We start from the raw sequence: 13,455 nt of genomic DNA, 5'->3' as shown, positions 1-13,455 counted from the left end.
TCATGAACCGGAGAGAATTTATCAAGAAAGGGAGTCTTACCGCCTTGGGAGTGGCAGGTTTACCGTACATCCTACCTTCGGGTCGACTCTTTGCGGCGACAGGCGCTCGAAAAGTGAATCACGTTGTGTTTTGTCTTTTTGCAGGAGGAGTTCGGAACTGGGAGAGTGTTCAAAAGGCAGAGGGAAACCTCATGCCAAATATCCTTAGTGGAAGCGAAGCCATCAGTTCAGATTTGGTGGGAAGTATGTCGAATTTACCCTCGTCACCGCTATCCTCCTCCATGCAATCCATGGGAACCTTGTTCCGTGAATTCCGGTTTTCATCGGGACCCACCGGACATTACAACGGTCATACTACGGCACTTACTGGTCAGCATACGTCTACGGCATTGAATCTGCGAGCTGCTCCTGATATGCCCACGATCTTTGAATTGTACCGAAAGCACAACTCACCTTCCACTTCGGCAACCAATGCATGGTGGGTGTCTCATTCCAACAACTTATATCCGCTCCTCAATTACAGCACACATCCGAATTATGGTCCAGCATATGGAGCCAATCAAATTGCACCAACGCAGTTGTTTCAAGGGAGTAGTTTGGATGCTTTGGGACCTGAGTTTTCCATCGATCCCGACATTCAAAGTGAATTAGAGAGGTTAACACATTTTTCTAATTCACAATTCGATATTCCATTTTCGGCAGCCGCTGGTTTAGAGAACACCGTAGAAGGACGTGAACAGATTCAGGCTTTCCTTTCTCAAATGGTTCAAGCCGCACAATCTGGGCAGCATATCAACCCATGGAGTGTTCCGAGTGGCATGAATGGAGATATGCTAAACGTGTTTTATGCCGAAGAGATATTGAAGGAATTTAAGCCCGAATTATTGGTGGTGAATATGTTTGGGGTGGATGTGGCACATACCAATTTTACAGGCTATTGCGATAATCTCAGGCGAGCCGATTGGGCGGTTGCTCACCTTTGGAATACCATTCAAAATACACCGGGAATGGCCAATGACACTCTGTTGATTGTGGCTCCCGAAATTGGAAGGAATGCGAATCCAAATACCATCGTTGATGTGAATGGTCGTGCCGCTCTAGATCACACTACTGACGACGCCGTATCTCGCGAAATCTTCTGTTTGATGCTGGGGCCAGCGGGTATTGTTCAGGCCAATCAGAGTATCCAAACAGTAACAGGAGAGAGTATTGATATCGTTCCAACTATTGCCGATGCTTTGGGCTTCGGTTCGGAAGTGAGTGGAATTCTACCTGGACGTGTACTTCAAGAGGCTTACGTATGATCAGAGCACTGAAGTATATCGCCGTATGGATATCGATTTTTGGGCTCGTCATGTGTACCAAGGAAGATGATTCTCCCAATCCATTTGACATTCAGGACCCGGTGGTGGAATATCCAGATACCGTTGATCCTGCTACCATCGTCGGGCTGCACAAGTACATTTTCTCAGTTAAATGCGCTAATCCAACTTGTCACGATGGTTCGTTTGAGCCCGACTTCAGAACGGTGGAGTCTACCTACCAAACTTTGGTGTATCATCCAGTGACTAAAAATAACGACAATGGCGACTTTGATTTTAGAGTGTTGCCCGGAAAGCACACGGAATCCTGGTTACATGAACGGTTGGTCACCACAGATGAAGTGATAGGAAGAATGCCGCTCTATGCGGAACCTCTTTCATCAGAAGAAATAGGGTGGGTTATTCAATGGATCAACGATGGTGCACCAAATGCAGATGGCGTTCCAGCGATATATCCCAATCAACTTCCCAGTATCAACGGTTTTGCTCTTTTTGATGCGCAGCAAAATAGAGTGGACACCGTTCGGATGAATGGTAATTTATCTCCGGTTCTCTTAACCAACAATCAACCGTATACCATGTATGTTTTGGTAGAAGATGACAGTACTTCCGTAAATGATCTGTTGGTGAATACAGGCAAGTTTGCGTACGACGAGTTCGATTTTTCGAATGCTACATCCATTACAGCCACTCCATTTGGTGGGGTAGCACATGCATTACAATTCAATTCGAATCAATTTACACCCGGAGATACGGTCTGGTTTAGATACTACGTTCGGGACACTGATAATCCAACAACAGTAGAGTTTCCAAACGATAACTCTCCGTTCTATTTTAGAATTCTAGCTTCATTTGTCGTCCAATGAAAAGGGTAGCATTCATTTTGTTCACACTAGTCCTTTTCTCAGCTTGCACGAGTGAATTGGATTTAGAAATTAAGCCGAACTTGACCTTGAAAAGGGTAGGGCCATCTACGGTTGTTGCCCTTCAGGATAGCATTCGTTTTGAAATCGACTATGAGGATGGAGATGGCGACTTAGGGGAAAACGAGCCCGATGTGAAGAATCTCTTTGTACTCGATAATCGAATCGATTTGGAGTATTCCTATCGCATCAAATCTCTGGTGCCCGGTGGTGATGAAGTGCCTATTAAAGGAACACTCATCTTCACATTGCCCAACACCATTATCACCGACGGAAGTACATCGCAGTCGGTCACTTATTCCATTTGGGTGGTTGATAGAGCCGGACATAAAAGCAATACGATTTCAGCCGGCCCTATTACTGTTGTGGCGCCTTAAGACATGGCATAGAAGATCAGTCCAAAGATCATTAAACTGACGATTTGGTAACCTCCGTTGATGAGGATGTACACGAGTGATTTTCTTTCATACATGCCCGTTACACCGGTATTCATCGCTATAATTCCAAACCCGAGATAGAGTCCGGAAACGCGCAGTACCTCTTCCAGAGAACCCATATGGTTGTAGAGGAAGTAGGAGGCGAAGGTGGCCATAATGAAGGCGAATAGGAAGGCCATTCCGAAGATTTTACCCATTCCCTTTCGCGCTTCAGGATCTTCCATATCAATCCCTGCGGCTTTAGCCCAAGCCGTACCAAAAACTTTCGGGTTGTACCAAATAAATCCAAGTACAAAGGATGAGAGTGTGGCGAGTAGAATGGCAAACCAGTTAATACTTTCCATGGTGAATTCGAGATTAGGTGGTGAATGATTATATGAAATGTAGTCAAATCGGATGAATTTATTTTAGCCTTGGTTTAACGGAAGTTGAGATTTGGATTTGAGAACTTCGTCAAAAAGCTACCCATGAAACACCTCCTATCCCTCGCCTTTCTTCTTAGCACCCTGTCCATTTCTGCGCAGTTGGAATACAACGTAGGAGTAGATACCACGTCTAATTCCAACCCTGAAATACTCCACTTTTTAAAGGGGTATTTGGATGAGATGATGACTCATGCTGAGGCCGAGCCGCAATCGTATTTCCTAGCAGAAGACGTAGAAAAATTTGTGGAGCCTGATTACATTATGAAATTGATCGGTGGTCGGAATATGTATCAACATACGCGGAAAACAGTTCTCTCTATTCGCGACTTCGACGACTACGCGAGAGTTCAAGTGCTGTTTAGTGTTGATGTGGAAGGCTATCCGTTTCAAGTGTATGGAGTTGGTAATTATTATGTAGCCCGCATTAATGGAGATTGGAAGCTTCGCGTGCCAGCGGCGGTATTGACCGAAGATTGGCATTCTGCAGCAGTACGACACATACATTATCACTTTCCGCCCTATCATTCCTTCAACCGAGTGAGAGCTATGGAGTTGAGTGCTAAAGTTCAGAAGCTCGAGTCGGATTGGGGGGTAGAACCCATCGACATCGAATACTACTTTGCCGATACTCAAGATGAAATTGAGGCGCTTAAAGGGTTCGACTACAATATTTTCATGGCGAAGAATACAGCAGCTGGAGGCTTTGCTTTTGTGGAAGAGGGATATACATTTTCGTCGGGATGGGGTGAGGGTTACTTCCATGAAATTGTACACATCTATTTGAATCGGCTATATCCAAACTCTCCCTTGCAAGAAGGAATCGCGGTGTATTATGGCGGAAGCATGGGACAAGAGGCTACATGGCATTACGGTCGCTTGGCGGATTATCTAAAGGAACATCCCGAGATCTCTCCATCGTCCCCAGACTTTTATTACATGGACGACAAGACCAATCCACAAACTACTTTGGCGGCATCAATTTGCAGCTATGTGTTTGAAAAAGAAGGCTTGGCGGGTTTAAAGCGATTGATGGATTATACCGACATCAAAGAGCTATATGCCAGTGAATTCGATCTTCATTCCACCGACGAAATCGATGCTTTTCTGCGAGATATTCTGGTTCAACTATCGGAATAGTCCATTCGGTTTCCTGAGCGAAAGGGAACGTGTATCTTTGCGCAGCTACAGAAAATCGCACAGATGGAATCACAGAAGTCTTACAAGCCCACACATAAGGTTCGTATCGTTACTGCCGCGTCACTATTCGACGGTCACGATGCAGCCATCAATATCATGCGCCGTATCATGCAATCTTCGGGTTGTGAGGTCATTCACCTCGGACACGATCGCAGTGTTGAAGAAGTGGTGAATACGGCTATTCAAGAAGATGCGAATGCAATCGCAATGACTTCTTACCAAGGTGGTCATACCGAGTATTTTAAATACATGTATGACCTTCTCAAAGAAAAAGGTGCAGAGCACATCCGCATTGTTGGTGGAGGTGGAGGAACCATTCTTCCAGAAGAAATAGACGAATTGCACGCTTACGGAATTACCCGTATTTATCACCCAGATGATGGTCGCGCTATGGGCCTTCAAGGGATGATTAACGATTTGATTGAACGATCAGACTACGCCATTGGCGATGTGCTTACCGACGAGATTGAGCGCATTAAAGACAAGGAGCCCCTTGCCCTTGCGCGATTGATCAGTGCAGCTGAAAACTATCCTGAGCAAAGTGCTGCCGTGTTCGAAGAAGTTCACGAAATGGCAGCCCAACACGATATCCCAGTTTTGGGAATCACAGGTACAGGTGGAGCGGGTAAGTCTTCACTGGTGGATGAATTGGTACGCCGATTCCTCATCGATCACGAAGACAAGCACATTGCTGTCATTTCCGTAGATCCATCCAAACGCAAAACGGGGGGCGCACTTTTGGGCGACCGCATCCGAATGAACGCGATCAACCACCCTCGTGTGTACATGCGTTCACTTGCTACACGTCAAAGTAATCTTGCCCTTTCTAAACATGTGGCCGAAGCGGTTCAAGTGATGAAAGCGGCGAACTTTGATTTGATCATTCTTGAAACTTCAGGTATTGGTCAAAGTGACACCGAAATTCTCGACCACAGCAATGTTTCTCTCTATGTGATGACGCCAGAATACGGTGCTGCGACACAGTTGGAGAAAATTGACATGCTCGACTTTGCTGATCTTATCGCCCTCAACAAGTTCGATAAGCGCGGAGCTCTGGATGCACTTCGCGATGTGAAGAAGCAATACCAACGCAACCACAATATGTGGGAAGCGAAAGTGGACGATATGCCTGTTTTCGGCACCATCGCTTCGCAGTTCAACGATCCGGGTACCAATCAGTTGTACCGCACGATTATGGACACGATCGTGGAAAGAACAGGTGCGCAAGCACTGGCTTCAGAATTCCACATCACCGAGGAAATGAGCGAAAAAGTGTTCGTTATTCCTCCTCATCGTACCCGTTACCTCAGTGAGATTTCTGAGAACAACCGCGGTTACGATCAGTGGGTAGACAATCAAGTGGAAGTGGCTCAGAAACTCTATGGCTTACAGAGTTCAATCGAAACCATTTCTGCCACAGAATTAGAAGATAAAGACAGATTGCTCAAAGGTCTTCAAGAGCAATTTGAAAAGACCAAACTCGACCTTGATCCACACAATTGGGAGATTCTTCAAGGTTGGGAGGCTAAGCGCCAGATGTACAAAGATCCGGTGTACAGCTTCAAGGTGCGCGATAAAGAAATCAAGATTCAAACGCACACAGAATCACTTTCTCACAGCCAAATTCCAAAGGTGGTTACACCTAAGTACAAAGGCTGGGGTGACATTCTTAAATGGATTCTTCAAGAAAACGTTCCAGGTGAATTCCCGTACACCGCGGGCATCTATCCTTTCAAGCGCGAAGGTGAAGATCCAACGCGAATGTTTGCCGGAGAAGGTGGGCCAGAACGTACGAATAAGCGCTTCCACTATGTGAGTTTGGGCATGCCAGCCAAGCGTCTTTCTACGGCGTTCGACTCGGTTACACTCTACGGAAACGATCCCGCTCGTCGACCAGACATTTATGGTAAGATTGGTAACTCTGGTGTGAGTATCTGCTGTTTGGACGATGCGAAGAAACTGTACTCTGGTTTCGATCTAGCCGATCCTAAAACATCGGTTTCCATGACCATCAACGGTCCCGCTCCAATGCTTCTCGGATTCTTCCTCAACGCTGCTATTGATCAGCAATGTGAGAAGTATATTGTGGAGAACGGCTTGGAAGCGGATGTGGAGAAGGTGCTCAAATCGAAGTACGACGACAAAGGATACACACGTCCCACTTATCAAGGTGACCTTCCAGAAGGGAACAATGGTCTTGGTTTGATGCTTCTTGGCGTAACAGGAGATGAGGTTCTTCCTGCCGATGTTTACAACAAGATCAAAGCGGCTACCATCTCTGTGGTTCGCGGTACCGTTCAGGCTGATATCTTAAAAGAAGACCAAGCTCAGAATACGTGTATTTTCTCTACAGAATATGCCCTTCGTTTGATGGGGGATGTTCAGAGCTATTTTATCGATAACAGTGTAAGAAACTTCTATTCGGTTTCAATTTCGGGCTACCACATTGCAGAAGCAGGTGCAAACCCTATCACGCAGTTGGCGTTTACTTTGGCCAATGGCTTCACATACGTTGAGTACTACTTGAGTCGCGGAATGGACATCAACAAGTTTGGTCCGAACTTGAGTTTCTTCTTCTCGAATGGTGTAGATCCCGAATACGCCGTAATTGGTCGTGTTGCACGTCGAATTTGGGCAAAGGCACTCAAGCAGAAATACGGTGCAGATCCTCGTGCTCAAATGTTGAAGTATCACATCCAAACCTCTGGACGTTCTCTTCACGCGCAGGAAATCGACTTCAACGATATTCGAACCACCCTTCAGGCATTGTACGCGATTTACGACAACTGTAACTCGCTTCATACCAACGCCTATGATGAAGCGATCACTACTCCAACAGAGGAAAGTGTTCGTAGAGCAATGGCCATTCAGTTGATCATCAACCGAGAGTTGGGCTTGGCGAAAAACGAAAACCCAATTCAAGGAGCTTTCATTATTGAAGAGTTGACGGATTTGGTTGAGGAAGCGGTGTTGACAGAGTTCGATCGCATTACCGAGCGCGGTGGCGTATTGGGAGCGATGGAAACCATGTACCAACGCGGAAAAATTCAAGAAGAGTCTTTGTACTACGAAACCCTGAAGCACACTGGAGAGTATCCAATTATTGGGGTGAATACTTTCTTGAGTTCCAAAGGTTCACCTACGGTCTTGCCGAAAGAGGTGATTCGTGCTACCACGGAAGAAAAAGAGTACCAGATTTCCATGCTTTCAAATTTGCAAACCGCAAACGAAGAGCGTGCGAAGGAAGTGCTTAGTCGTGTTCAGAAAGCAGCCATCCACAATGAGAATATCTTTGAGGTGTTGATGGAAGCTTGTAAGTTCTGTTCTCTTGGCCAAATTACAGAGGCCATGTTTGAAGTAGGGGGACAGTACCGCAGAAACATGTAAGCTTACAAGTAATAGTAGAAAAGGCGGACTTCGGTTCGCCTTTTTTTATGGACTGAATTTTTTCTGCACACAACCTTTCACCAATATCGCCGTATGGTTTGTAAATTACATTCTTATGAAATTACTGTACACAACCTTACTATCATTCTGTGCCGTTTCTGGCTTTGCGCAGAATGATATTTTCGACGCTGCCAGAACGGGAAACGTAGAAGCGGCAAAAGCCATGGCACAAATCAATGTGGACACCTTAGCGAGTGAGAATGGTCAAGGCTATTCCCCACTCATTTTAGCGGCGTATCACGACCAAACCGAATTCATTCAATACCTCGTTGAACAGGGAATTGACGTGTCTGGAAGTGAAGGCGAACCCACTGCATTACAAGCGGTTTGCTACAAAGGCTTCACGGAAACATGTGCCGTATTGCTAGAAGCCGGAGCAAATCCAAACTACAAAGATCCCAATGGTATGAGTCCACTTCATTATGCTGCTCAGTTCAATCACATTAACATTGTGAATCTATTGTTGGAAGCAGGAGCGGATGTCAATGCCACGGATCTAAATGATCGGAAGCCTCTAGATTATGCCGTGCTACTCAATCACACAGAGGTTGTTTCGGCACTTGAAAAAACAGAGGAATAAAAAAAGCCCGTGGTCATTGCGACCACGGACCTCTTTCCTAATACAACTTACTAATTCTACAACAAGGGAAACTTCCGATTGTTGTGTGAGTTGGTTAAAAGATAGGGCAATGTTTATTGCTTGATTACCTTTTGAACAAGTGTTTCTCTCGGAGTAGAGATTTGGATGATGTATAATCCAGCAGGCCAGTTGGTGGTCGGGATATCCTGACTCACACTCTCTCTCGTAGCACTGTAGATTTCCACCCCAGTTGTATTGAAGATTCGTATTTCGGCGCCTTCTGAACCGCCTGTGATTTGCAAGTGATCGTTGAATGGATTCGGTTGTGACAATGTTGTTGAAACCGAATTCTCGTCAATTCCGATTCCCGTGATGGTGAAACATGCCGAGGTATCGGTACACACATTACCGGTCACAATTACCGCATACATTCCATTCGCGGTAGCATTGAAGATTGGAGAGTTAACTCCCGTAGATTGCATGGTGTTACAATCGATCCAATCATAAGAGGTAGCATTGGTGCCTGAAGCGTTAAGCGTAGTACCGTTTTGAACGACCACTGGAACAAGATTCTCTGTATTCACAATTTGACGAACAATACTGTCGCATCCACCACTGCTCTGAAGCGTGTCATAGTAGCTTCCGTCAGTATTTACGTAATGACCAAATACCATGGCAGAATCACCAGGACATAGGGTGATGAGTGGCAAGTTTCCAGAAAGACTTGAAGCAACTACAAGTGTTTGCTCTACCACACTATCACAACCTACAGAAGAGGTAAGAGTAGTGCTATACGTTCCCGCTTGTGATTCCCAATTGCCAAAGATCATGGCGCTATCTCCTGAACAAACCGTAATGTTTGGCAATACCGTGGCAGGGAAGTTACAGATGTTTTGAAGGGTAAGGATGCTCGATCCGCGGTTGCTGGAAGAGTGTTGCGATAGAGAAGATCCGCTTCCCTTTGCCCATATCAAACTAATGTTGGTTGCTGTGTTCGGGAAAGTGTAGTAGCTAGCGCTTTGTCCTACACGACTTCTGCTTACCACTACCGTGCGTACCGAACCGCTGGTGGTGTTTGACGTAACAGTCGCACTGCTCGACAGTGCTGAACCAGCTGTGTGAGTGCCTAGTTGACGCTCTTGAAAGTTACCAGCTCCGTCGGTGATCATTGTGTATCTACCGCTCATAGAGCTTCCACCAAATCCATACCCGAACCAGGTACCGTTCATTCCCGTCATTTCAATTTCCACCATGTTGGTATTGGTGTTGACGGTCACCGTAATATCCATGTTGTTCGTTCCACTTACAGTGGTTGAGCCTCTCAGAATCTGAGCCGATGTATTCAGCGAGAATCCAACGCATAGAGCTGCGATGCTAAATAGAGTTATCCTTCTTTTCATAAATGATAGAGTTAGTATGCCTCCCATTACGTGGAAGTGGAGATTATGGTTGCGTTGATTGAAAAGAATTCGAATGGATTTTAAACCACTGGAATCTCCGCGCATCTGAAAGACAAACGAATACCCTATGAAATACTTTCTCAAAATGGCCGTGCTTGCCGTGGGTTTACAGTCGTGCCAGACGGATGAACCTCTTCAACCTGGCAATGCTGATCCTGTTAAATGGGAGACGATTACCGCTACTCTTAATATCGATCCCGATCATTTGCCAGATTATGTGAATCCGTCTTTTCCGAGTTTTTACAACAACGCTTTCTTCGCCCGCTTTGACAATACGCCTGCGGATAATATGATCTCAAATGAAGGGGCGACTTTGGGAAGGGTGCTCTTCTATGATGTATCGCTGAGCAGAAATCGGTCGGTATCCTGTGCCTCCTGTCATGCGCAGCATGAGTCTTTTTCAGATAAGAATCAATTTAGTTCTGGGTTTGAAGGGGGGCAAACCACAGTGCACTCTATGAGGTTGGCAAATGCGAGGTTTTACGAAGCGGGTTCTTTCTTCTGGGACAAGCGTTCGGCTTCCCTAGAAGAGCAAAGCACACAGCCTATCCAGAATGGTTTGGAAATGGGATTTGACTCACTTCATGGAGGAATGTTACGTGTGGTTGAGCGACTAGATTCTCTATCCTACTATCCACCGCTATTTGATTTGGCCTTTGGTGATTCGTCCATTTCTGAAGATAGAATTCAGAAGGCTCTTGCGCAGTTCATGCGTTCAATAATCAGCGTCCATTCCAGGTTTGATGAGGGATATGCGCAAGTTTATGATCCAACTGCACCCGGACAAGGTATCGGTGCATCTTTTCCAAACTTTACCGCACAAGAGAATAGAGGGAAAGCCATCTTTCTAGGTCCACCGAATACAGGGGGAGCTGGATGTGCAGGTTGTCATGTTCCACCGGCCTTTACTTTAGTTGGTGTTTCATTGTCGAATGGATTGGATGCCGGAGAAACGACGGTGTTTAAGTCACCGAGTTTGAAAACCATAGATGAGGGGCAACACTTCATGCACGATGGACGATTTTCGACCCTTGCTGAAGTGGTGGAGCATTACGACAACGGCATTCAAAACGGACCTGCACTCGATCCTCGACTTCGCGTAAATGGTCAGCCATTGGTTCTCAATCTAACCATGGCTCAGAAGGCAGATTTGATCGCTTTCCTTCTCACACTAAGTGATCCAACGGTGTTAGCTGATTCCAAATACAGTGATCCCTTTAAGTAAGAGTGGATAGCGATGGGAGCAGTAGGAAGTGGTGGCTTTGGAGATGTGGCTTTTTTTGTTCGGTGAGATTCGGGTCACTCCGTTTTTGTCGACCTATATTTGAAGGCCATTCCTAAAAAATAGGTGTACAATGTCTCTTCAAGATCCCATTCAAACCGCTGCAGATTTTGTGAACAGCACGTCGCGTCACATTTTTCTTACGGGAAAAGCGGGAACGGGTAAGACGACTTTCTTGCGAGATTTAGCCAATCGAACACACAAGAACTATTTGATCTGTGCTCCTACGGGAATTGCCGCTCTAAACGCCAATGGGGTGACGATTCACTCACAGTTTCTCTTGCCTTTTGGAAGTTTTATTCCTGATCCAACCTACCGTTTAACAGCGGAGCAGGAACGCGGGTTTCATACCCGAGAGATACTTTTCCGATCGCATCCACTCAATGCTGTACGTCAAAAAGTTCTACAAGCCTTAGAGCTTTTGGTGATTGATGAAGTAAGCATGCTAAGGGCGGATGTCTTGGATGCCATTGATGTTCGCCTCCGTCAGGCTAAGAACAATTGGAAGAAGAGTTTTGGGGGTGTGCAGGTATTATTTATCGGTGACTTGTTTCAACTTCCTCCCATTTTGAAAGATGCTGAACGCGGCGTGATGTCGCAATTCTATCCCAGCATTCACTTCTTTCATGCCCACGCATTGCGGCATGAAGGATTTGTCTATGTGGAGTTGGAAAAAGTGTTTCGTCAAACCGATGATGTCTTTATCAATGTGCTGAACAACCTTCGGCAGAATGTGATTACAGAGGAAGATAGAAAACTCTTGAATGCTCATTTTAAGCCGGGAGCAGAGCGTGAAGAAGGAGTGATAACCCTTGCTACTCACAACCGACAAGTGGATGAGATCAACACGAGGTCTCTGGAAGCTCTAGAGGCAGATACGTATTATTACAGTGCTACCGTGGAAGGTGATTTCCCAGAGAGCATGTATCCCTGTGAATTGAAGTTGGAATTGAAGGTGGGCGCTCAGGTGATGTTCATCAAGAATGATTCGTCTATTGTCAAGCGCTATTACAATGGCAAATTGGCCAAAGTGGTTGATTTGGATGAGGATACCATTACCGTTATTCTCGATGGTGAAACGGATGAATACATTGTTCCACAAGAGAAATGGGAGAACACCAAATATGCCGTGGAAGACGATGAGATCAATCCTGAACTGAAGGTGGTTGGAGCCTTCTATCAATATCCCATCAAACTCGCATGGGCCGTGACCATTCACAAGAGCCAGGGACTCACATTCGACAAAGCACTTATTGATGTCGGTAAGGCCTTTGCGCCAGGGCAAGTCTATGTGGCACTGAGCCGATTGCGAAGTCTAGATGGACTAACCCTGCGAACACCCATTCCAGCAAGTGCCGTTGATAACGACGCCGAGGTAGTTCGTTTTACAGAACAGAAGAAGTCGAATCAAGATCTTGAAAGTGCGTTAAACACTGGAAAAACACAATACATTACAGAGTTGGTGATGGAGGCTTTCAATTTAGACCCTGTCCGACTCAAGATGGATAAAGTAATGTCCAAGTGGCCGAGTGTTCTGAATTTTAATTTGGAGCGAATTGACAAGTGGCCCAGAACCTGGAAAGAATCGTTCGAGGAGTTATATGGTGTGAGTCAGACTTTCAAAGCGCAGTTGTTTCGACTGCTTCAAGGGGGAGATCATCAGCAAATGTTCGCTCGATTAACGAAAGGTGCAGAGTATTTCGAAGCTCAACTCAAAGAGCGCCTCCTTCTCATTTATGGTTTTCAAGCCGACATTCAACGCTTCAAAGGGGTGAAGAAAATGACCAACGATTTAGAAGAAGTCGATCTTCAGATCATTGGGGTATGGCAGCGTGTTGCAACAGTGGTTGGATGGACTCAGAGTTTATTGGGTGGAGGATTGCCAGAGAAAGATCCACGCATTCAAGAGAGAATTGTCAAGTGGAGAAAAGAGCATATTGAAGCCGAAGTGGAACGCGCCAAGAACGATTTATCGCTCATGAGTGGCAAGCGTTCTCGTAAGGGCAAAAAACGCACAGGTGAGGTGAAGACGAAGAAGGAATCTACCTATGAAGTGACCTTTAAGCTCTTTGATGATGGAAAGGATATTGCTGAAATAGCCAAGGAACGCGATCTCACAGAAGCCACCATCGTAGGACACTTATCAAGAGGAGTTTCTATAGGTAGAGTAGATCTAAAGAAGTTGATGGACGCCGATAAGGTGGAGGAAATTGCCAAGACCTACAAAGGGCAGGATTCGCTCTCTGACTGGAAGGCCGACACAGGAGATGCTTATAGTTACGTAGAACTGAGATTGGTGCAAGCCCACTTGAATGCCGTAGGTGAAGACGAGTGAACATAGCCACTAGTAACCTGTTGCAAGTAGGTAGAACGAATGTTAAC

General features: G+C 45.7%; 10 protein-coding genes. 8 read left to right on the top strand and 2 right to left on the bottom strand.

Annotated features, from left to right (window positions below; genetic code table 11):
- The first annotated feature begins 2 nt into the window (after positions 1–2).
- Genes F8C82_RS08240 through F8C82_RS08230 form a run of 3 tightly spaced genes read left to right on the top strand, consistent with a single transcriptional unit; the run spans position 3 to position 2,622 of the window.
- Positions 3–1,304: a hypothetical protein gene (locus F8C82_RS08240; RefSeq protein WP_151693114.1), complete on the top strand. Its 1,302-nt coding sequence runs from the start codon at positions 3–5 to the stop codon at positions 1,302–1,304.
- The gene (locus F8C82_RS08235) at positions 1,301–2,188 is read left to right on the top strand and encodes a hypothetical protein (protein ID WP_170266199.1); all 888 of its coding nucleotides are present in this window, start codon (positions 1,301–1,303) and stop codon (positions 2,186–2,188) included. Before F8C82_RS08240 ends, F8C82_RS08235 begins: the two co-directional genes overlap by 4 nt.
- Entirely contained in the window at positions 2,185–2,622 is a 438-nt protein-coding gene (locus F8C82_RS08230) for a hypothetical protein (RefSeq protein WP_151693112.1), read from the top strand. The genes F8C82_RS08235 and F8C82_RS08230 overlap by 4 nt, the downstream gene beginning before the upstream one ends.
- On the opposite strand, the gene F8C82_RS08225 is transcribed toward F8C82_RS08230, so the two are convergent.
- The gene (locus F8C82_RS08225; protein ID WP_151693111.1) at positions 2,619–3,026 is read right to left on the bottom strand and encodes a DUF1761 domain-containing protein; all 408 of its coding nucleotides are present in this window, start codon (positions 3,024–3,026) and stop codon (positions 2,619–2,621) included. The genes F8C82_RS08230 and F8C82_RS08225 overlap by 4 nt on opposite strands.
- Before the next feature lie 123 nt (positions 3,027–3,149).
- On the opposite strand from F8C82_RS08225, the gene F8C82_RS08220 reads away from it, so the two are divergent.
- The 3 genes from F8C82_RS08220 to F8C82_RS08210 all read left to right on the top strand — a co-directional run bounded on the left by F8C82_RS08220 (position 3,150) and on the right by F8C82_RS08210 (position 8,331).
- Positions 3,150–4,244, top strand: a complete 1,095-nt coding sequence (locus F8C82_RS08220; protein WP_151693110.1) for a hypothetical protein — start codon at positions 3,150–3,152, stop codon at positions 4,242–4,244.
- 63 nt (positions 4,245–4,307) lie between these two features.
- Positions 4,308–7,691, top strand: coding sequence for a methylmalonyl-CoA mutase family protein (locus F8C82_RS08215; RefSeq protein ID WP_151693109.1), 3,384 nt, complete (start codon positions 4,308–4,310; stop codon positions 7,689–7,691).
- A gap of 115 nt (positions 7,692–7,806) precedes the next feature.
- On the top strand, positions 7,807–8,331 hold the full coding sequence (locus F8C82_RS08210; RefSeq protein WP_151693108.1) for an ankyrin repeat domain-containing protein: 525 nt from the start codon (positions 7,807–7,809) through the stop codon (positions 8,329–8,331).
- A 113-nt stretch (positions 8,332–8,444) separates the two neighbouring features.
- On the opposite strand, the gene F8C82_RS08205 is transcribed toward F8C82_RS08210, so the two are convergent.
- Positions 8,445–9,731, bottom strand: coding sequence for a T9SS type A sorting domain-containing protein (locus tag F8C82_RS08205; protein WP_170266198.1), 1,287 nt, complete (start codon positions 9,729–9,731; stop codon positions 8,445–8,447).
- Positions 9,732–9,858: 127 nt separating this feature from the next.
- Here F8C82_RS08205 and F8C82_RS08200 point away from each other — a divergent pair, with 127 nt between their 5' ends.
- Both F8C82_RS08200 and F8C82_RS08195 read left to right on the top strand, forming a co-directional pair.
- Positions 9,859–11,016: a cytochrome-c peroxidase gene (locus tag F8C82_RS08200; protein WP_151693106.1), complete on the top strand. Its 1,158-nt coding sequence runs from the start codon at positions 9,859–9,861 to the stop codon at positions 11,014–11,016.
- Between the two features lie 130 nt (positions 11,017–11,146).
- Entirely contained in the window at positions 11,147–13,408 is a 2,262-nt protein-coding gene (locus F8C82_RS08195; RefSeq protein ID WP_151693105.1) for a helix-turn-helix domain-containing protein, read from the top strand.
- The last annotated feature ends 47 nt before the right edge of the window (positions 13,409–13,455 follow it).

The organism is Phaeocystidibacter marisrubri, from assembly GCF_008933165.1.
Classification (GTDB): domain Bacteria; phylum Bacteroidota; class Bacteroidia; order Flavobacteriales; family Schleiferiaceae; genus Phaeocystidibacter; species Phaeocystidibacter marisrubri.
Note: the sequence above shows the minus strand (reverse complement) of the source record. Positions and strands in the feature narration are given on the sequence as shown.

Bases quoted from the DNA above. Each gene is read 5' to 3' on its own strand.
- F8C82_RS08240 (WP_151693114.1), top strand. From the start codon at position 3: ATGAACCGGAGAGAATTTATCAAGAAAGGGAGTCTTACCGCCTTGGGA.
- F8C82_RS08235 (WP_170266199.1), top strand. From the start codon at position 1,301: ATGATCAGAGCACTGAAGTATATCGCCGTATGGATATCGATTTTTGGG.
- F8C82_RS08230 (WP_151693112.1), top strand. From the start codon at position 2,185: ATGAAAAGGGTAGCATTCATTTTGTTCACACTAGTCCTTTTCTCAGCT.
- F8C82_RS08225 (WP_151693111.1), bottom strand. From the start codon at position 3,026: ATGGAAAGTATTAACTGGTTTGCCATTCTACTCGCCACACTCTCATCC.
- F8C82_RS08220 (WP_151693110.1), top strand. From the start codon at position 3,150: ATGAAACACCTCCTATCCCTCGCCTTTCTTCTTAGCACCCTGTCCATT.
- F8C82_RS08215 (WP_151693109.1), top strand. From the start codon at position 4,308: ATGGAATCACAGAAGTCTTACAAGCCCACACATAAGGTTCGTATCGTT.
- F8C82_RS08210 (WP_151693108.1), top strand. From the start codon at position 7,807: ATGAAATTACTGTACACAACCTTACTATCATTCTGTGCCGTTTCTGGC.
- F8C82_RS08205 (WP_170266198.1), bottom strand. From the start codon at position 9,731: ATGAAAAGAAGGATAACTCTATTTAGCATCGCAGCTCTATGCGTTGGA.
- F8C82_RS08200 (WP_151693106.1), top strand. From the start codon at position 9,859: ATGAAATACTTTCTCAAAATGGCCGTGCTTGCCGTGGGTTTACAGTCG.
- F8C82_RS08195 (WP_151693105.1), top strand. From the start codon at position 11,147: ATGTCTCTTCAAGATCCCATTCAAACCGCTGCAGATTTTGTGAACAGC.